Source organism: Streptomyces sp. NBC_00045, assembly GCF_045041095.1.
Classification (GTDB): Bacteria; Actinomycetota; Actinomycetes; order Streptomycetales; family Streptomycetaceae; genus Streptomyces.
Map to the genome: position 1 here is coordinate 1298832 of NZ_CP108271.1, position 17820 is coordinate 1316651.

Sequence of the window (17820 nt, forward strand, 5' to 3'; positions counted from 1 at the left end):
CGGAGCGCGCCGGCTGCGGATCAGCGGATCAGCCCCCGCAGTACGGGCACGGCCCCGCCGGCGGCGGTGAGCCCGGCGAGGACGGACAGGGCGACGGGGACACCGCCCATGAAGCTCAGCGCGCCGACGCCGCACCCGATGAGCAGGGCGATGACGAGCACGACGGCGGTGTGCAGGGACAGGAACGGCTGCTGCGTTTCACCTGGTGTGGTCATGGCTCGATGTAACCCCCGCCGGGGCGGGCGGCAGGCACGTACGGAACGCATCCGATCCGCGCAGATCGCACCGGAAACCCCTTGAACGACAAGCGTGTTCGGCGGAACGCGGCGACCGTTCCCAAGTGTTCGGGAAAGTTCGGGACCGTTCCGCCCCCGGCGTTCTAACCTGGGCGGCCACGCATGGCCGAGGGGGGACATGGGGGACATGGAGCCGCAGCCGCGCGGCACGTTCGAGGAGGGACTCGCCGCGCTCGCCGGTGACCTGACGCGGTTGCGGATCGGGCGGGGCAGGCCCTCGTACCGCGATCTAAAAGCCCGCGCGGCCGGTTCCGGTACCGGGATCCAACTGCCGGTGGCGACCCAGAGCGATGCGTTCAACGGCAAACGGCTCGTCGGGCAGAACACCCTCATGGCGCTGATCCGGATCCTGCTGTCGTACGACGAGTACGGCCACGAGACCGCGGTCCCCTCCCACAACGCCCCCGAACTCGCCGTCTGGCGGCGGCGCTGGCAGGAACTGGCCGCGCTCCAGCATCCCGTGCACGTGCGTGCCCGCGCGGCTCGCGCGGCCGGTCCGGCGGAGGCCGCCCCCACGGGCCAGGAGGCGGTCCGCGAAGCCCCGGTGGAACGGACCGCCGGGCCCCACGACCCTGCCGGAGCCGACGAAGCCGCCGGTTCCCGCGCCGACACCTGGTTCGACAGCGTCTTCGGTACCCACGCCCCCGCCGGTTCCGCCGGCCCGGCCGAACAGTCCCGAACGCCCTGGCATCCCGAACCGGCCTCCCGGCCGACGGCCGAACCGCCTCTCGGACCGGCCTCCCGGCCCACGCCCGAACCGACCCCGGAACCGCGTCCCGAACCGCATCCCGGGCCCTTTCACGAACCAACTCCCGGACCGACCCCCGAACCGGCCTCCGGAACCGAGTACGGCCCGACTCCCGGGACCGGGTACGGCCCGGCTCCCGGGACCGGACACGGCCCCGCTCCCGCGCCGGCCGCCGGGCCCGCCCCGTACGCCCTCCGGCACCGCCTCGTCGGGCACCTCGCCCCCGTCCGGAACGTGGTCTTCTCCCCCGACGGCAGGCTGCTGGCCTCCGCGGGCGGCGACTCGGTCCAGCTGTGGGACACCTCGACGGGCGTCGCCACCATCACCCCCTTCGCCGCGACGCACCCCCTCGCGTTCACTCCCGAAGGCAGGCTGCTGGCGACGGACTCCAGGGACCCGTCGCTGCTCCACCACATCGACCCCGGGACCGGCCGGCCCGACGGTCCACCGCTGTTCGGCCACGGGTCCCCGATCACCGGCATCACCTGCGCGCCGACCGGCGAGATGGCCGCCACCCTCGAACTCGGCGGCGCCGTCCGGCTCTGCGACCTGTCCGTCGGCCGCCGCCCGGTCCTCGTCACGCACGGCGGCGGCAAGGACCCCATCGACGCGGTGACCTTCGCCCGGGACGGCCGCCTCCTGGCCGCCGCCCGCAGCTCACGGGTCTGGGACCTGCTCGGCGGGAGCGCCGCCGGAGCGCCCCGCACCGCCGAGGCCGGCGCTCCGGAGGCGGTCGCCCTGTCCGGAGACGGACTGCTGCTCGCCCTCGGCTACCGCGACGGCCTGGTGGCCCTGCACGCGCCGGCCGGAGGCCGCGAGACGCGCACCTTTTCGTGCCCCACCGGCCCGGTCGGCGCCCTGGCCTTCTCGCCTGACGGCCGCCTCCTCGCCACCGGCACCCCCTGGGCCGTCCACCTGTGGGACACGGCCAGCGGCCTGGCCGTCGGACCGCCGCTGACCGACCACGCCGGCGGCATCGAGGACATCGCCTTCTCGGTGACGGGCCGGCTGCTCGCCACCGCGTCCTACGACGAGACGGTCCTGGTGTACGAACGGGCCGGCGCCCCCCGCCCGACGCCGCTCGCAACCCAAGCCCTGGCCGTCGCCCTGCGGGAACGGCAGCCGGTCCGGCTGCCGGCCGTACCGGCCGAAGCCCCTCTCGTGCGGGTGGCCTTCTCCCCCGACGGCCGCCTCCTCGCGGCGACCACCGCCGAGCGCACGGCCCGGTTGTGGGACCCGGTGACCGGGCGGCCCCTCGACGTGGCTCCGGCGAGGCTCCCCCTCGTGCCCTCGTGCCTGGCGTTCTCGCCCGACGGCAGCGTGCTGGCGACGGCGGCCGCCGACCGGACCGTGTACCTGCACGATCCGGCGACCGGCGCGGTCCTCCGGGAGTTGCCGACCGGCCACCGCGCCCCGCTGAAACGGATCGCGTTCTCCCCCGACAGGCGGCTGCTCGCCACGGCGAGCGCGGACGGCACCCTGGAGCTCTGGAACCCGGTCACCGGCAGGCGTTCCGGCGAACCCCTCGACGCCGGCACCGGCGAGGCCGCCGCCCTCGCGTTCGCCCCGGACGGGCACCTCCTGGCCTGCTCGGGCGCGGACGGCCGGGTGCGGCTGTGGGATCCCGCCGCGCGGCTGTTCCTCGGCACCCTGCCGGGCGACTGCGGGGGCGCGGTGTGGTCGGCGGCGTTCTCGCCGGACGGGGCCGTGCTGGCCATGGCGGGCGACGACGGCACCGTACGGCTGTGGGCTCCGAAGGGCGACCGGCCGGTCGGCGCCGCACCCCTGAGCGGCCACGCCTCGGCGGTGTACGACGTGGCGTTCTCGCCGGACGGGCGGCTGCTGGCTTCGGCCGGCGAGGACGCCGCCGTGCTGTTGTGGGATCCCGCGACCGGCCGGCGGGTCGGTGACCCGCTGTCCGGTCACCGCGACGCGGTCAACGCCGTTGCCTTCTCCCCCGACGGCAGCCTGCTCGTCACGGCCGGCCGGGACGCGGTCCTGAACCGGTGGATCGTCGGACCCGTCTGAACGCCGCGGGGCCCGGCCGGGTGCGTACCGGCCGGGCCCCCGTGCGGTGGGACGGGTCAGGCGGTCGCCGTCAGCGTCGCCGAGCGGCGCGGGATCGCGAAGGCGTCCAGCTCGGCGCGGGTCAGGCCGGTCAGGGCGGTGACCTCGTCCGTGCCGACCGCGCCGCAGTCCAGGCCGCGGACCAGGTAGCCGGCCAGGGCCTTGGCCGTGGCCGGCTCGTCCATCACGTCGCCCTCGATCTTCGCGACGTACGCCTTGAGCCGCGCGGCGGCGGCTTCGAGGCCCTCGCGGTAGAAGGTGAAGACCGCCGCGTAGCGGGTCGGGAGGTGGCCGGGGTGCATGTCCCAGCCCTGGTAGTAGGCACGGGCCAGGGCCCGGCGGGTGAGGCCGTAGTGCAGCTTCCAGGCCTCGTGGACCTGCTCGGTGGTGCCGACCGGCTTGACGTTGGTCGAGCCGTCGGAGACGCGTACGCCCGTGCCGGCGGCCGCGACCTGCATGATCGCCTTGGCGTGGTCGGCGGCCGGGTGGTCGCTGGACTGGTAGGCGGCGGAGACTCCGACGCAGGCGCTGTAGTCGAAGGTGCCGTAGTGCAGGCCGGTGGCGCGGCCCTTGGAGGCCTCGATCATCCGGGCGACGGTCGCGGTGCCGTCGGAGGCGAGGATCGACTGGCTGGTCTCGATCTGGATCTCGAAGCCGATCCGGCCCGGCCGCAGGCCGCGGGTGGTCTCGAAGGCCTCCAGCAGCTTGACGAAGGCGCTGACCTGCTCCGCGTACGTGACCTTCGGGAGGGTGAGGACCAGCCCGTCGGGCAGGCCGCCGTGCTCCAGCAGCCCGGACAGGAAGACGTCGGTGGTGCGGATGCCGCGGTCGCGGACGTTGGACTCCATGCACTTCATGCGGACGCCCATGTACGGGGCGTTCGTGCCGTTCGCGAAGGCTTCGGAGACGAGGCGGGCGGCGCGGGCGGCCGCCTGGTCCTCCTCCTCGTCGGAGCGGACCCCGAAGCCGTCCTCGAAGTCGACGCGGAGGTCCTCGATGGGCTCGCGCTCCAGCTTGGCGCGGACGCGGTCGTAGACGGGCCCTGCGAGCTCGTCGGAGATGCCGAGGACCTTGGCGAAGGTGGCGGCGTCCGGTGCGTGCTCGTCGAGGGCCGCGAGGGCCTGGTCGCCCCAGGAGCGGATGGTGTCGGCCGCGAAGACGTCGCCGGGGACGTAGACGGTGTGAACGGGCTGGCGGGTGCCGGGGTCGCCCGGGTAGTGGCGCGCGAGCTCCGCGTCCACCGGCGCGAGGGAGGCGCTGATGCCCTCGCTGACCGCGCCTGCGAGGCTCTTCGCCACCTTCTCCTGCTGACCCATCGTGCACTCTCCTCTTTTTCCGCTTCACGGAAGCTTAGATCCGCATAGCAGAATTTAATGAGGGCTCTTTGTCTAGTCAATGGTTGCAGGAAACAGCTCGGGGCCGCGTGGTGAGTGTCACCACGCGGCCCCGAGTCACAGCATCGACGCAGGTCAGCCCTTGCGGGCCTGGATCTCCTCGGTCAGCTGCGGGACGACCGCGAAGAGGTCGCCGACCACGCCGTAGTCGACGAGGTCGAAGATCGGGGCCTCGGCGTCCTTGTTGATGGCCACGATGGTCTTCGAGGTCTGCATGCCGGCCCGGTGCTGGATCGCGCCCGAGATGCCGGAGGCGATGTACAGCTGCGGGGAGACCGACTTGCCGGTCTGGCCGACCTGGTTGGAGTGCGGGTACCAGCCGGCGTCGACCGCGGCGCGCGAGGCACCGACGGCCGCACCGAGGGAGTCCGCGAGCGCCTCGATGATGTGGAAGTTCTCGGCGCCGTTGACACCGCGGCCGCCGGAGACGACGATCGCGGCCTCGGTCAGCTCGGGACGGCCGGTCGACTCGCGCGGGGTGCGGGAGACGACCTTGGTGCCGGTGGCCAGGGCGCCGAAGGTGACGGCGAGCGCCTCGACGGCGCCGGCGGCCGGGGCGGCCTCGACCGGAGCCGAGTTCGGCTTGACGGTGATGACCGGGGTGCCCTTGGAGACACGGGACTTGGTGGTGAAGGACGCGGCGAACGCGGCCTGCGTCGCGACCGGACCCTCGTCACCCGCCTCCAGGTCGACGGCGTCGGTGATGATGCCGGAGCCGATGCGGACCGCCAGGCGGGCGGCGATCTCCTTGCCCTCGGCAGAGGACGGGACGAGCACGGCGGCCGGGGAAACGGCCTCGTACGCGGCCTGGAGCGCGTCCACCTTCGGCACGACGAGGTAGTCGGCGAACTCGGGGGCGTCGGCGGTGAGGACCTTGACGGCACCGTGCTCGGCGAGCACGGCGGCGGTGGCCTCGGCACCGGCGCCGAGGGCGACGGCGACGGGCTCGCCGATGCGGCGGGCCAGCGTCAGCAGCTCAAGGGTGGGCTTGCGGACGGCGCCGTCCACGTGGTCGACGTAGACGAGAACTTCAGCCATGGGACTGCTCTCCTGCGATTGCGAAGTATCTGGGGGCTAACAGGGGTGACCGAAGTCCTTAGATGAACTTCTGGCCGGCCAGGAACTCGGCCAGCTGCTTGCCGCCCTCGCCCTCGTCCTTGACGATCGTGCCGGCGGTGCGGGCCGGGCGCTGCGCCGCGGAGTCGACCGCGGTCCAGGAGCCTTCGAGGCCGACCTCGTCGGACTCGATCTCCAGCTCCTCCAGGTCCCAGGACTCCACCGGCTTCTTCTTGGCGGCCATGATGCCCTTGAAGGAGGGGTAGCGGGCCTCGCCCGACTGGTCCGTCACGGAGACGAGCGCCGGGAGGGAAGCCTCCAGCTGCTCGCTCGCGGAGTCGCCGTCGCGGCGGCCCGTGACGGTGCCGTCCTCGATCTTGACCTCGGAGAGCAGGGTGACCTGCGGGACGCCCAGGCGCTCGGCCAGGATCGCCGGGAGCACGCCCATGGTGCCGTCGGTCGAGGCCATGCCGGTGATGACCAGGTCGTAGCCGGCCTTCTCGATCGCCTTGGCGAGCACCAGCGAGGTGCCCATGACGTCGCTGCCGTGCAGGTCGTCGTCCTCGACGTGGATGGCCTTGTCGGCACCCATGGACAGCGCCTTGCGCAGCGCGTCCTTGGCGTCTTCGGGGCCCACCGTCAGGACGGTAATCTCGGCGTCGTCGGCGTCTTCGGCGATCTGCAGCGCCTGCTCGACGGCGTACTCGTCGAGCTCCGACAGCAGACCGTCGACGTCGTCGCGGTCGACCGTCAGGTCATCGGCGAAGTGCCGGTCGCCGGTGGCGTCGGGCACGTACTTCACACAGACAACGATCCTCAGGCTCACGCCGGCTCTCCTACCGCATCGTCTTTTTTCTGATACCGCCTTGTGCAGGCAGCATAGGCGCCTTGTCGGGCGGATCCCGGTCGGGGCGGCCCGCGCTCCGAAGGGAATGTTACTCGTCAGTACACCGTGGGTGCCCCACGGTTGCAAGGCCGCTGAACTGTGATCTGTCCAACGCCACCCGAACCCGCCCCAGCAGGGACGATTCAGTCGCGCAACGCGTTGAAGCGACCCTGGTGGTACAGCAGCGGCCGGCCTTCCCCGGCCGGGTCCCCGACCACGGCCTCCGCGATGATCACCCGGTGCTCCCCGGCCGGCACCCGCGCCACGACCCGGCACACCAGCCACGCCAGAACGCCGTCCAGCACCGGAACGCCGTACGGGCCCGTCGCCCAGTCCGTACCGGAGCCGAACCGGTCGGCCCCGCTGCGGGCGAACAGCCCCGCCAGTTCCTTCTGGTGCTCGCCGAGTATGTGGACGCCGAGGTGCTCGGAGTCGCGTATGACGGGCCAGCTGGAGGCTCCCGTGGCGATGGTGAAGGACAGCAGCGGGGGGTCGGCGGAGACCGAGTTGAGGGAGGTCGCGGTGAACCCGACCGGCCGGCCGCCGTCCCCGGCGGTGATCACGGCCACGCCGGCCGCATGCCGGCGGAAGGCGGAGCGGAGGAGGTCGGGCGAGCCGGGCTGGCCGGAGGTGGAGCGTGCGGGCTGGGCCGTCGGGGCCGTCGTCGCCGGCGGGGCTGTCATCGGGGAGCTTCCTTCTGCCGCGGAGGCGGCGGGCACGGGCGCGGTGGGATCGGGTCGGGAGCCGGGGTCGTTCAGTGGCCCCGACAACGTGCGCTCGCGTAGCGGACGAGGTCCACGTGGACCCGCCCGTAAAGCAGGAGTTCATACCGCATGCCGCCAGCCTGGCGATCTCCCGTGTACACAGTCAAGCCGCATCGGGCAGATGCGAGGCGCGTCACTCTGCGTGCGGGCGCGCGTACCGGCGCGCCCGTCATATCGCGGCACCCAACGCGGCGATCACATCGGCCTTGCGCGGCATGCCCACGGCGCGCCGGACGATCCGCCCCCCGGCGTCCAGGACGAGCACGGTCGGGGTCTTCTCGATGCCCAGGGCCCGCACCAGCTCAAGGCGGGCTTCAGCGTCGATCTCGATGTGCTCGACGCCCTCGACCATGTCCGCCACCTCGGCGAGGATCCGCCGGGTGGCCCGGCAGGGCTGGCAGAACGCGCTGGAGAACTGCACCAGGCTGGCCCGGTCCCCGGGCTCGGCGCCCAGTTCCGCCGCGCCGAGCCGCGTACCGTCCGGTCGGCCGGCCCCCGTCCGACCGGACTCCGGCCCTACCTGGCCCGCTCCGCGCCCGTCCTCGTCCCCGCGCACCCCTGCTCCCGTCGCCACCTGCCGGTCCGCCTGCACCGGACGGTCGTCCGCCGCCCCGGCGGACCTCGTTCCCGCATCATTGAAGTACGTTCGTACGGTGATCCGAGCGCCCCGGACACGCGCCGCATTCCCTGCGTGACGAGAATCTCCCCGGGCACGGTCGTCTGGGCTGGCCAGCAGCCCGTGTTTGGGGCACGATCCCCAAGGGCCGCGTACCTACGCTGCCGTAACTTCCAGCCGGGAGCACCTCCCCAGGCAGAAAGCGGGGTCTCCCCCTCATGGCTGAGCTCATCTACCCTCCGGTGATCGGCGCCGCCCACACCCTTTTCCGGGCGCTGGACATCCGCATCGACATGAAGGGCACGGAGAACATCCCGCGCAAGGGCGGGGCGGTTCTCGTGTCGAACCACATCGGCTACCTCGACTTCATCTTCGCCGGCCTGACGGCGCGGCCCCAGAAGCGCCTGGTCCGCTTCATGGCGAAGGAGTCCGTGTTCCGCCACAAGGTGTCCGGCCCGCTGATGCGCGCGATGAAGCACATCCCGGTGGACCGCAAGCAGGGCGAGACGGCCTACCAGCACGCTCTCGACTCGCTGCGCGCCGGCGAGATCATCGGCGTGTTCCCGGAGGCGACGATCTCCCAGTCGTTCACCCTCAAGAGCTTCAAGTCGGGTGCCGCGCGCATGGCCCAGGAGGCCGGCGTCCCGCTGATCCCGGTGGCCCTGTGGGGCACCCAGCGGCTGTGGACCAAGGGCCGCCCGAAGGACCTCAAGCGCAGCCACATCCCCGTGACGATGCGGGTCGGCGAGCCCATCGAGGCCCCGACCGACCAGTACGCCGGGGCGATCACCCGCCGCCTGCGCGAGCGGGTGCAGGAGCTGCTGGAGGCGGCCCAGCGCGCCTACCCGGCCGCCCCCAAGGGTCCCGAGGACTCGTGGTGGCTCCCGGCGCACCTGGGCGGCACCGCGCCGACGGCCGCCCAGGTCAAGGAAGCGGGCTGATCCGCCGCCACCGGGTCGGGTGATCGTTCGGCCCCGCTGTTCACGGCGGGGCCGCAGCGGTGCGCTCGGCCGTCAGTTCGGGTTCTCGGCGTGGGTGAGCGTCTCCCACGCCTCGAAATGGTTTTCGGTACCCGCGGGGCGCCGCCCCTCGGTGAGCTCGCGGGTCTTCTCCATGCCGACGCCCAGCCGCGTGTGCAGGGCGTTGTAGCCGACTTCGGTCGCCGGGCCGATGCCCTTGTGCAGGCTCCCGCCGCACAGCCACGACGGCACCGGCGCGCCGAGTTCGTACCCGGCGTGGAAGCCCAGTGCCTGCCGGAAGCGGTCCTTGAACTCCGGGTAGAGGTCGCGCCCTTGGATCCGCGAGGTCTCGGCGACGTGCATGGTCGCGGCGATCGCCATGCCGGTGTGGCCGAAGTCCCGGCAGGTCTCCTGCGCGAGGCCGTTCACGAACGTGTCCTGGCCGTGCCAGTAGTCGATCAGCTCGTTCTTGGTGTCGATGGAGGAGCGCGGCGGGTACTTCGGCTGCGGGCCGTCGGAGGCCAGGTAGAAGTACGCGGGGACCCGGCCGAGGTAGATCGCCATCGCCTTGTCGTAGGCGGCGCGGTCGTCGAGGTGGACGGAGATTCCGACGGCGGCGTCCATCATGATCAGTTCCCAGTTGCCGTTGCTGTTCGGCTTCCCGTCCACGACTTCCGGCAGGTAGACGTCGCGCAGCATGGTGGCGAAGCGCCCCTGGCCGGGCCAACCCCCGGTGTACGTGTGCTTGATGATCTCGGCGGCGCGCGGCCAGGTGGATCCCGCCCAGCCGCTCTGCAGCGGGGCGTTGCTGTTGGTGTGGTCCTTGATCTTCGCCGACCAGGCGTCCATCAGCTCGATCGACTTCTTCGCGTACCTGGCGTCGCGGGTGATGTACCAGGCGAGGGCGTCGCCGTACGCGGCGATGGCGTCCTCGCGTTCGTCGGAGCAGCCGATGTCCGGGTTCGAGTACGAACCGCACTCGACGACGGCGCGCGGTTTGGGCGTGCGCGACAGCGAGCTGTACGGGCTGGCGAGCATGGCGTCGAACGCCGCCTTCCACGGCTGCTGCCCCGCCTGAACCTTCGTGCGCACGAAGTCCAGTTGGGCGCGGCTGTTCAGGACACCGGGGTGGGCGAACTGCGCGGGGGCCGCGGCAGGGGCGGGGGCCGGCCGTGGGGGGCCGGCGTGGGCGGCGGGGGCGAGGGTCAGGGCCGCGGCCAATCCGAGTGCGAGGGCGGCCGGCCCCGCGGGGACTCCGTAACGCATGAAGCGCCTTCCGGTCGGAGGTGGGGGGAACGGGGAATTCCTGCCGCCGAAAGTACCCATGAGCATGCCAAGTTGAACGTTATCCGACAGGAAACTTTCCTATTCTCGTTTTGGCGTCTGGGCGAACGCGGCGCCCGCTACGTCCGCTCGGCCGCCTGCGCCCGCTTGCGCCTGCGGTGTGCGGCGACCCGCGCGCGCGTGGCGCAACTCGGGGTGCAGTAGCGCCGGGCACTGCCGGGCCCGGTACCGAGGAAGAACCGCCCGCAGCCCTCGGCGGCGCAGGCGCCCCATGCGATCCGCCCGCACTCGGTGAGCAGCCGGGACAGCTCCAACGCCCCGGAAGCCAGGAACCACCCGCCCCACCCGGCACCCTCCCCCCGGTCCACGTGCAGGTGCCAGCGGTGGCCGTCGTGCCTGGTCAGCCGAGGTGGGGCCGCGTACTGCGCGAACAGCTCGTTGAGGGCTTCGACAGCGCGGTCCTCGTCGGTTTCGGCGAGGACCGCTCCCATCCGCCCCGCAGCGGCCCGCAGTTCGGCCGCGCCCTGCTCGGTGAAGGCCCGCTCCGTGAGGGCGGCCGGATGCTCCCCGTGCCGCGCCAGGAGCGCCACGAGCTCGGCTCGTGGGAGGTCGGGGTCCGTCCGTACCGCCTCGGCGAGCTCGATCAACCGCGAGCCCGCCGCGAACCCCTGCGCGGAATCGGCCATCCCGAAATCCTTTCGCCCTACACCCATATGACGTAACGTCTTTCAGCGCTATCACGTTACGTGTCGCGAGGGGGTTCCGGGGATGCACGGGTTCGGGCGATACCTGGCAGCAGCACTGGCCGCACGGTTCGCCTCGGAGGGCATGAGCCTCGCGGTGGTCCTGCTGGCCCTGGAGCGCACGGGGAGCGCCGCGTACGGGGCGTTCGTCCTGACCGCCTGGCTGGCGCCACACGTCCTGGCGGCCCCGCTCGCCGGTGCGGCCGCAGCCCGCACCGGCCGGCCGCGGCTGTTCCACGTGGTCGCGCTGACCGGGTTCACCTGCGCGGTGGCGGCGCTGGCCGTGCTGCTGGGCCGGGCCCCGGCGCCCGTGGTGGTGGCGGTGGCCCTGCTGGGCGGCAGCTGCGGGCCGATGGTGACGGGCGGCATGTCCAGCCTGGTCGCCGGCCTGGTCCCGGCGGGGGCCGGGCGGGACCGGGCGTACGCATGGGACGCCTCCACCTACAACGCCGCCGCGGTCACCGCCCCGGCGGTGGTGGGCCTGGCCGCCGCACTGGGCTCGGCCGCGCCCGCGATGGCTGCGCTGGCGCTGGCCGGCACGCTCGCGGCGGTACTGGCCGCGACCCTCCCGTACACGACCCGGCAGCCGGACCCGACGGCGCGGCCGGGTGCCGAACCGGGGGCTCCCGCTGCGGCCGGCCTGGGTGCCGGACTGGCGGCCCTGTGGCGGATCCGGGAGCTGCGGGCGATCACCTCGGCCACGACGCTGGCCTTCGTCGGCATCGGCACGCTCACCACCACCTCCGTGCTGCTGGCGTCCCGGCTCGGCAGCCCGGGCGGCGGGGGCGTGTTGATGACGGCGTTCGCGGTGGGCGCGCTGGCGGGCTCCCTGACGCTGGGCCGGATCACGTCCGTGGAGCCGGGCCGGCTGGCGCGCCGGGCCATGGCGGGGACCGGGGCCGCCCTGGCGGCGGCCGTTTTCGCCCCGTCCGTGGCCGTCGCGGCGGTGCTCTTCGCCGCCGCCGGCGTGTGCGACGGACCGCTGCTGACGGCCACCCTCCGGATCCGCTCGGAGTACGCCCCCGACGCCGTACGGACCCAGGTGTTCACCCTCGGGGCGGGACTCAAGCTGACCGCCGCGTCGGTCGGTGCCGCGCTCGTGGGCTTCGCGGCCTCGGCGCCGCCGCAGGCGCTACTGGCCGGGATCTCCACGCTGATCCTGGCGTCGGCCCTGCTGCACGCACTGGTGGCCCGCCACGGTGCGGCGCCGACCGGCGCCGCCGCCGCGACTACAGGGCCGCCGGAAGGTTCCGCCACAGCTCCCGCCGGTCGGCGGACTTCTTGAGGGCCGCGAGCGCGGCCGGGTGCGGGGCGGCGTACAGCTCGGGGTAGTCGACCTCCCCCAGCTCGGGGCGTACGGGGAAGGCGAGCCGCTCGGCATCCAGGGCGAACTGCGCGTCCACTCCGGGCTTGTTGCCGCGTGCGTCCTGGCGGGCCCAGTCCACGGCGCCGGGCAGCCGGAGGGCGATCAGCCCGTGGACGGCGGGGTTCGAGCCGTCGTCGTCGGCGAGCCCCTGGTAGCAGAGACCGGCCGGGATGCCCTTGGCCCGCAACAGGGCGACCAGGGCATGGGACTTGGCGTAGCAGATCCCGTTGCGCGTGCCCAGCACGTCGGAGGCGCGCCAGGAGACGCGGAGGTCTCCGGAGTCGCCGGAGTGCGGGATGGCGTCGCGGACGAACTCGAAGGCAACCTTGGCGTATGAATATGCGCCTGCGGTCGCGACCCAGAGGGCGTCTGCGGTTTCCCGTACGAGCGGGTGATCGTGGTCGATGACCTCGTCCGCCGCCAAATAGGCATGAATGTCTGGGCTTTGCGGGATCAGCTGCATGGCCCGGAGCATAGGCATACCTCCGACCGCAGATCAATGGATTTGCGGTCGGAGGTATATATATTCAGCCCTGAGGGGGTGACGTCCTTAGCGGGACATCTCCTCCTTCAACGCCTGGAGGAAGCCGTCCACGTCCTCCTCCTGGGTGTCGAAGCCGCACATCCAGCGCACGTGGCCGGCGACCTCGTCCCAGAAGTAGAAGCGGTATCGCTTCTGCAGCCGCCGCGACACCTCGTGCGGCAGCTTCGCGAACACCGCGTTCGCCTGCACCGGGTAGAGGATCTCCACCCCGTCGGTCTCGCGCACGCCGGCCGCGAGCCGCTGCGCCATCGCGTTGGCGTGCTGCGCGTTGCGCAGCCACAGGTCCTTGGCGAGCAGCGCCTCCAGCTGCACCGACACGAACCGCATCTTGGACGCGAGCTGCATCGACATCTTGCGGATGTGCTTCATCTGCCGGACCGCGTCCGGGTTGACGACCACCACGGCCTCGCCGAACATCATGCCGTTCTTGGTGCCGCCGTACGACAGCACGTCCACGCCCACCGTGTTGGTGAACGTGCGCATCGGCACGTCGAGCGAGGCCGCGGCGTTGGCTATCCGGGCCCCGTCGAGGTGGACCTTCATGCCGTGGCCGTGCGCGTGCTCGCAGATCGCCCGGATCTCGTCCGGCGTGTAGACCGTGCCGAGCTCGGTGTTCTGGGTGATCGAGACGACCTGCGGCATCGCCCGGTGCTCGTCCTCCCAGCCCCAGGCCTGCCGGTCGATGAGCTCGGGGGTGAGCTTGCCGTCCGGGGTGGCGACGGTGAGCAGCTTGAGCCCGGCCATCCGCTCCGGCGCGCCGCCCTCGTCGACGTTGATGTGCGCCGACTCGGCACAGATCACCGCACCCCAGCGGTCCGTCAGGGCCTGGAGGGCCGTGACGTTCGCGCCGGTGCCGTTGAAGACCGGGAAGGCCTCCGCGTACGGGCCGAAGTGGCTGCGGATGATCTTCTGCAGGTTTTCGGTGTACTCGTCCTCGCCGTAGGCGACCTGGTGGCCGCCGTTGGCCAGGGCGAGGGCTTCCAGGATCTCTGGATGGACCCCCGCGTAGTTGTCGCTCGCGAATCCGCGTACCGCCGGGTCGTGGTGGCGGCGGGCATCGGTTTTCACGGTTGCGGAGTGAGCCACAGACGCTGTCCGTTCACATCGATGGCGGGCCGCTCCCACACGCCGGCGATGGCCTCGGCCAGCTCCTTGACGTCGGTGAAGCCCGCGAACTTCGCATTGGGGCGCTCGGCGCGCATGGCGTCGTGCACCAGTGCCTTGATCACCAGGATCGCAGCAGCGGCGCCCGGGCCCTCCTCGCCCCCCGCCTTGCGGAAGGAGTCGGCGAGGGAGAGCGTCCAGGCCTCGGCGGCCGCCTTGCCCGCGTTGTACGCGGCGTTGTTGGCGACCGGCTTGTGCGCACCGGACTGGCTGATCAGGACGTAGCGGCCGCGGTCACTGCGCAGCAGCCCGTCGTGGAAGGCGAGCGACGTGTGCTGGACGGTGCGGATCAGGAGCTTCTCCAGGAAGTCCCAGTCCGCGAGGTCCACGTCGGTGAAGGTCTTGCTGCCGCGCCAGCCGCCCACGAGGTGGACGAGCCCGTCCACGCGGCCGAACTCCTTCTCGGTCCGCTCGGCCCAGGCCTTGGTGGCCTCCAGGTCGAGCAGGTCCACGGTGTCCCCGGTGACGGTGGCACCGCCGTGGGCGTAGCGGGCCGCGTCCACCGACTCCGCGAGGCGGGACGCGTCGGCGTCGGCGGCCACGACGACGGCACCGGCCTCGGCGAGGCGGAGCAGAGCGGCACGGCCGGCGGGGCCGCCGGCCCCTGCCACCGCGACGACGGCTCCTTGGAGATTGCCGTTCCCGGACTTCGCAGCGCTGTTCATCTGTGCAGCCTCCTGTGGGCGAGCGCTCACGCGGCGACCCGCTCGACCGAATCGGCGTTCACTGCAGTGATGCCCTTCGTGGAGGCGATCACTCCCTTGAGCTTCTTGGCGAGCGCCTCATAGAACATGCTCAGCGGAAACTCGTCGGGAAGCACGTCGTCGACGAGCTTGCGCGGCGGCTGCGTCAGGTCGAGCGCGTCGGGGCCCTTGGCCCACTTGGAGCCCGGGTGGGGGGCGAGGTAGGTGGAGACGAGCTCGTACGCCTTGAACCAGTGGACGAGCTTCGGGCGGTCGATGCCGGCCCGGTAGAGGTCCTCGATGTCGGCGCACAGCTGGTTGGTGACCTGCGGGGCGCGCATCCAGTCGATCTTCAGCTTGTTGTCCGTCCAGCGCACGACGTCGTGCTTGTGGAGGTACGCGAAGAGCAGCTGGCCGCCGAGACCGTCGTAGTTGCGGTTGCGGTCGCCGGAGACCGGGAAGCGGAACATCCGGTCGAAGAGGACGGCGTACTGGACGTCGCGGCCGTGCTCGTTGCCCTCGGACTCCAGCTTCACGGCCTCCTTGAAGGCGGTGAGGTCGCAGCGCAGCTCCTCCAGGCCGTACATCCAGAACGGCTGGCGCTGCTTGATCATGAAGGGGTCGAACGGCAGGTCGCCGTGGCTGTGGGTGCGGTCATGGACCATGTCCCACAGGACGAAGGCCTTCTCGCAGCGCTCCTGGTCCTCGACCATGCGGGCGATGTCCTCGGGCAGCTCGATGCCCAGGATGTCGACGGCGGCCTCGGTGACCTTGCGGTAGCGGGCGGCCTCGCGGTCGCAGAAGATGCCGCCCCAGGTGAAGCGCTCGGGCGCCTCGCGGACGGCGATGGTCTCCGGGAAGAGCACGGCGGAGTGCGTGTCGTAGCCCGGGGTGAAGTCCTCGAAGGTGATGCCGAGGAAGAGCGGGTTGTCGTACCGGGTGCGCTCCAGCTCGGAGAGCCACTCGGGCCACACCATCTTCAGGACGACGGCCTCGAAGTTGCGGTCGAGGTTGCCGTTCTGCGTGTACATGGGGAAGACGACCAGGTGCTGGAGCCCGTCGGCGCGCCCGGCGGCCGGGTGGAAGGCCAGCAGGGAGTCGAGGAAGTCCGGCACCTTGAAGCCGTCCGCGACCCACTTGCGCAGGTCGGAGACGAGCGCGCGGTGGTAGGCCTCGGCGTGCGGCAGCAGCGGCGACAGCACCTCGATCGCGCCGATGGCACGTTCCACGGCGGCCTCGACGACGGCCGGGGCGGGGGCGTCCGCGGCCTCGACGTCGATGGAGCCGTCCTTGGCCTGCCAGGGGCGGATCTCCTCCACGGCGGCCTTGAGCTCGGGCCACGCCGGGTGGTCGACCACCCGCGCACCGGCGGTTATCACCGCACCGCCAGAACCCGGCACAAGAATTTCCGTCATGTCACTTCCTCCACAGGAGAACCTCGCGTCATCACAGCGTATGCATGCAAGCCTGTCCCGCTCAAGAGGGTGTTCGGGAAATTATCCTGCGTGACCCCCATAGACGCCGTAATTCTTCCCGCCGCCCATCGTTCGATCGACTACTTCGTCCCTTTCGTCGAGTTCTCCGCCGATGGCGGGGAGCCGTCCCGCGGCCCACAAGACCGGCCGGGCGTGGCCGGATTGCGTCCGCGGCCCGCCGCCGCGGTGCGGACCGCGACCCCGGCCCACCGGGGCGGCCGCACACCCGCGGGACGGGCGGGTGACGTCCGTCACGTCGACGCCCGCCCCCGCCCCGCTCCGCCCGGACGGCGCCCCCCTCAGGCCGTGCGGAAGTGCGGGATGACCTTCTCGCCCCACTGCCGCAAGGTCTCCAGACAGGCTTCCTGCGGCACGGTGCCCATCTGGATCAGGCACATGATCTCGTCCGCCCCCGCATCCTTGAGCCGCTGCACGTACGCGATGGCGGCGTCCGCGCTCCCGTACGCGTGGTCGGCCCGGAACGTGGCCGTCGACGTCGGCTGCACCGGGATGTCCTGCTCGTGCAGCCGCCACCACCTGCTCGGCCGCCCGACGCATCTGCGCCGCCTCGTCGGCGCCGGCGACCACGGCCTCGTCCGGGATGCCGGCGCCGCCGTACCAGTGGCCGATGGACTGGGCGAAGAACCGCTGACCCCGGACGCCGATCCGGCGCGCCTCGGCCGGATCGGCGAGGACGATGGTCGGGCAGAGCACCGAGAAGTGGTCGTTGACCGCGGTGGAGACGAAGCGGTCGCCGTCGCGGGCGGTGAGCGCCCCGTCGTAGACCGCCCTCATCGCGCCGATGGACTCGGGCCCGGCGAAGCCCGTCACCAGGGCCCCGACACCCAGCTCCGCGGCCTGGACCAGGGTCTCGGCACGGCTGCACGCCAGGAACAGCGGCGGGTGCGGGGTCTGCCGCGGCCCCGGCAGGATCGGGTGCGGGTCGATGTCGATCAGCTCGCCGTGGTACTCCAGCTCCTCCTCCTGCCAGGCCTTGCGGATGATCCGCAGGGCCTCCTCCACCTCCTGGGCGGTGCGCTCCCGGTCGACCCCGCACAGGGGAGGTCTCCTGCTCGGTGCCGCCGCGCCCGGCGCCCAGGTCCAGGCGGCCCCCTGAGAGCAGGTCGAGCATGGCGGCCCGCTCGGCGACGCGGACCGGGTGGTTGAAGTTGAAGGGCATGCAGACCACGCCGTGGCCGATGCGCATGGTGTGCGTCCGGTTCGCGACCCAGGTCAGGAAGACCTCGGGCCACGTTACGGCGCAGTCGAATGCGGGTGTCGCGGGTCGGATCACGCTGGTGCGGATCATCCTCCGCGAGGACATCACGTGGTCGAACATTTGGATTGGTCTGTCGGGGATCGATGCAGCTGCGGTCCTGTCGAACTGTTACCTCGGCGTGTACTCCAGCGCGGGCGCCCTGCTGGGGACGACGGCGGACATCTCGTCGTCGCTGATGACGGGCGCGGTCGCCAAGCCTCTAGCGCTGGTGACGCCGTTCTCGGCGCCGGCAGGCACCTACTTCATCGCCATGCTCTTGGGTGGGACCTGGGCCACCGACTCCCTGCCTTTCAAGGCGAGCGGCGCCGGGGTCAGTGTGAACGCGGGCCTCGCCGCGCCGAACCTGCGCTACAGCAACATGCTGACGGCGCAGACGTCGCTGCCGGCCTCGCCGACTCTGTCGGGCCAGTCGACGAGCGTCACCAGCACCGGCTGGGCCAGCCAGCGGTACGGGGTCTCCTGACAACGCAACGCCCCCTCTCGGCCTCAGGGCCGG

Annotated in this window: 17 protein-coding genes and 1 pseudogene; 4 read left to right on the forward strand and 14 right to left on the reverse strand. The window is 72.1% G+C overall.

The features are described 5' to 3' along the window. Positions 1–20: 20 nt before the first annotated feature. The gene (locus OHA65_RS06135; RefSeq protein WP_327282095.1) at positions 21–215 is read right to left on the reverse strand and encodes a hypothetical protein; all 195 of its coding nucleotides are present in this window, start codon (positions 213–215) and stop codon (positions 21–23) included. Between the two features lie 199 nt (positions 216–414). Between OHA65_RS06135 and OHA65_RS06140 the strand changes: the two genes are divergently transcribed. After that, the gene (locus tag OHA65_RS06140) at positions 415–3072 is read left to right on the forward strand and encodes a hypothetical protein (RefSeq protein WP_405761469.1); all 2658 of its coding nucleotides are present in this window, start codon (positions 415–417) and stop codon (positions 3070–3072) included. Between the two features lie 56 nt (positions 3073–3128). On the opposite strand, the gene OHA65_RS06145 is transcribed toward OHA65_RS06140, so the two are convergent. The 6 genes from OHA65_RS06145 to OHA65_RS06170 all read right to left on the reverse strand — a co-directional run bounded on the left by OHA65_RS06145 (position 3129) and on the right by OHA65_RS06170 (position 7767). Further along, positions 3129–4427 carry a DUF6986 family protein gene (locus OHA65_RS06145; protein WP_327282097.1) on the reverse strand — a complete coding sequence of 433 codons (1299 nt, stop codon included), beginning with the start codon at positions 4425–4427 and terminating at the stop codon, positions 3129–3131. A 153-nt stretch (positions 4428–4580) separates the two neighbouring features. Next, positions 4581–5543, reverse strand: coding sequence for an electron transfer flavoprotein subunit alpha/FixB family protein (locus tag OHA65_RS06150; protein WP_327282098.1), 963 nt, complete (start codon positions 5541–5543; stop codon positions 4581–4583). A gap of 58 nt (positions 5544–5601) precedes the next feature. Then, positions 5602–6387 (reverse strand): electron transfer flavoprotein subunit beta/FixA family protein, encoded by a 786-nt coding sequence (locus OHA65_RS06155; protein ID WP_327282099.1) that lies wholly within the window; start codon positions 6385–6387, stop codon positions 5602–5604. A gap of 203 nt (positions 6388–6590) precedes the next feature. Further along, positions 6591–7130, reverse strand: a complete 540-nt coding sequence (locus tag OHA65_RS06160; RefSeq protein WP_327282100.1) for a flavin reductase family protein — start codon at positions 7128–7130, stop codon at positions 6591–6593. 71 nt (positions 7131–7201) lie between these two features. Further along, the gene (locus tag OHA65_RS06165) at positions 7202–7384 is read right to left on the reverse strand and encodes a putative leader peptide (protein WP_371646056.1); all 183 of its coding nucleotides are present in this window, start codon (positions 7382–7384) and stop codon (positions 7202–7204) included. Then, a complete protein-coding gene (locus OHA65_RS06170) occupies positions 7381–7767 on the reverse strand; it encodes a TlpA family protein disulfide reductase (RefSeq protein WP_371646765.1) in 387 nt (128 codons plus the stop codon). The genes OHA65_RS06165 and OHA65_RS06170 overlap by 4 nt, the downstream gene beginning before the upstream one ends. Before the next feature lie 278 nt (positions 7768–8045). On the opposite strand from OHA65_RS06170, the gene OHA65_RS06175 reads away from it, so the two are divergent. Continuing rightward, positions 8046–8768 carry a lysophospholipid acyltransferase family protein gene (locus OHA65_RS06175; protein ID WP_327282101.1) on the forward strand — a complete coding sequence of 241 codons (723 nt, stop codon included), beginning with the start codon at positions 8046–8048 and terminating at the stop codon, positions 8766–8768. 72 nt (positions 8769–8840) lie between these two features. On the opposite strand, the gene OHA65_RS06180 is transcribed toward OHA65_RS06175, so the two are convergent. Together OHA65_RS06180 and OHA65_RS06185 are read right to left on the reverse strand one after the other, a co-directional pair. After that, positions 8841–10052 carry an alginate lyase family protein gene (locus tag OHA65_RS06180; protein WP_405761471.1) on the reverse strand — a complete coding sequence of 404 codons (1212 nt, stop codon included), beginning with the start codon at positions 10050–10052 and terminating at the stop codon, positions 8841–8843. 137 nt (positions 10053–10189) lie between these two features. Next, the gene (locus OHA65_RS06185) at positions 10190–10756 is read right to left on the reverse strand and encodes a CGNR zinc finger domain-containing protein (RefSeq protein ID WP_405761474.1); all 567 of its coding nucleotides are present in this window, start codon (positions 10754–10756) and stop codon (positions 10190–10192) included. Positions 10757–10838: 82 nt separating this feature from the next. Between OHA65_RS06185 and OHA65_RS06190 the strand changes: the two genes are divergently transcribed. Continuing rightward, positions 10839–12098 (forward strand): MFS transporter, encoded by a 1260-nt coding sequence (locus OHA65_RS06190; RefSeq protein ID WP_328761894.1) that lies wholly within the window; start codon positions 10839–10841, stop codon positions 12096–12098. Here the strand turns inward: OHA65_RS06190 and OHA65_RS06195 are convergent. From OHA65_RS06195 to OHA65_RS06215, 5 genes and pseudogenes are all read right to left on the reverse strand, one after another. Continuing rightward, positions 12043–12642 (reverse strand): transglutaminase family protein, encoded by a 600-nt coding sequence (locus tag OHA65_RS06195; protein WP_327282109.1) that lies wholly within the window; start codon positions 12640–12642, stop codon positions 12043–12045. The genes OHA65_RS06190 and OHA65_RS06195 overlap by 56 nt on opposite strands. Before the next feature lie 87 nt (positions 12643–12729). After that, positions 12730–13791, reverse strand: coding sequence for a low specificity L-threonine aldolase (locus OHA65_RS06200; RefSeq protein ID WP_327282110.1), 1062 nt, complete (start codon positions 13789–13791; stop codon positions 12730–12732). Then, positions 13788–14552, reverse strand: coding sequence for an SDR family NAD(P)-dependent oxidoreductase (locus OHA65_RS06205; protein ID WP_327282111.1), 765 nt, complete (start codon positions 14550–14552; stop codon positions 13788–13790). The genes OHA65_RS06200 and OHA65_RS06205 overlap by 4 nt, the downstream gene beginning before the upstream one ends. 26 nt (positions 14553–14578) lie before the next feature. Beyond that, on the reverse strand, positions 14579–15985 hold the full coding sequence (locus tag OHA65_RS06210) for a DUF6421 family protein (protein ID WP_327282112.1): 1407 nt from the start codon (positions 15983–15985) through the stop codon (positions 14579–14581). A gap of 359 nt (positions 15986–16344) precedes the next feature. Then, a pseudogene (locus OHA65_RS06215) lies at positions 16345–17354 on the reverse strand (LLM class flavin-dependent oxidoreductase). On the opposite strand from OHA65_RS06215, the gene OHA65_RS06220 reads away from it, so the two are divergent. After that, complete coding sequence (locus OHA65_RS06220; protein WP_405759151.1) at positions 17251–17787, forward strand: hypothetical protein; 537 nt, start codon at positions 17251–17253, stop codon at positions 17785–17787. The pseudogene OHA65_RS06215 and the gene OHA65_RS06220 overlap by 104 nt on opposite strands. Positions 17788–17820 lie beyond the last annotated feature (33 nt).

What these genes read in the sequence shown, in the direction of transcription:
- OHA65_RS06135 (WP_327282095.1), bottom strand. Translation starts at nt 215, where the DNA reads ATGACCACACCAGGTGAAACGCAGCAGCCGTTCCTGTCCCTGCACACC.
- OHA65_RS06150 (WP_327282098.1), bottom strand. Translation starts at nt 5,543, where the DNA reads ATGGCTGAAGTTCTCGTCTACGTCGACCACGTGGACGGCGCCGTCCGC.
- OHA65_RS06175 (WP_327282101.1), top strand. Translation starts at nt 8,046, where the DNA reads ATGGCTGAGCTCATCTACCCTCCGGTGATCGGCGCCGCCCACACCCTT.
- OHA65_RS06195 (WP_327282109.1), bottom strand. Translation starts at nt 12,642, where the DNA reads ATGCAGCTGATCCCGCAAAGCCCAGACATTCATGCCTATTTGGCGGCG.
- OHA65_RS06140 (WP_405761469.1), top strand. Translation starts at nt 415, where the DNA reads ATGGGGGACATGGAGCCGCAGCCGCGCGGCACGTTCGAGGAGGGACTC.
- OHA65_RS06180 (WP_405761471.1), bottom strand. Translation starts at nt 10,052, where the DNA reads ATGCGTTACGGAGTCCCCGCGGGGCCGGCCGCCCTCGCACTCGGATTG.
- OHA65_RS06185 (WP_405761474.1), bottom strand. Translation starts at nt 10,756, where the DNA reads ATGGCCGATTCCGCGCAGGGGTTCGCGGCGGGCTCGCGGTTGATCGAG.
- OHA65_RS06165 (WP_371646056.1), bottom strand. Translation starts at nt 7,384, where the DNA reads ATGACGGGCGCGCCGGTACGCGCGCCCGCACGCAGAGTGACGCGCCTC.
- OHA65_RS06145 (WP_327282097.1), bottom strand. Translation starts at nt 4,427, where the DNA reads ATGGGTCAGCAGGAGAAGGTGGCGAAGAGCCTCGCAGGCGCGGTCAGC.
- OHA65_RS06210 (WP_327282112.1), bottom strand. Translation starts at nt 15,985, where the DNA reads ATGACGGAAATTCTTGTGCCGGGTTCTGGCGGTGCGGTGATAACCGCC.
- OHA65_RS06205 (WP_327282111.1), bottom strand. Translation starts at nt 14,552, where the DNA reads ATGAACAGCGCTGCGAAGTCCGGGAACGGCAATCTCCAAGGAGCCGTC.
- OHA65_RS06190 (WP_328761894.1), top strand. Translation starts at nt 10,839, where the DNA reads ATGCACGGGTTCGGGCGATACCTGGCAGCAGCACTGGCCGCACGGTTC.
- OHA65_RS06220 (WP_405759151.1), top strand. Translation starts at nt 17,251, where the DNA reads ATGGTGTGCGTCCGGTTCGCGACCCAGGTCAGGAAGACCTCGGGCCAC.
- OHA65_RS06160 (WP_327282100.1), bottom strand. Translation starts at nt 7,130, where the DNA reads ATGACAGCCCCGCCGGCGACGACGGCCCCGACGGCCCAGCCCGCACGC.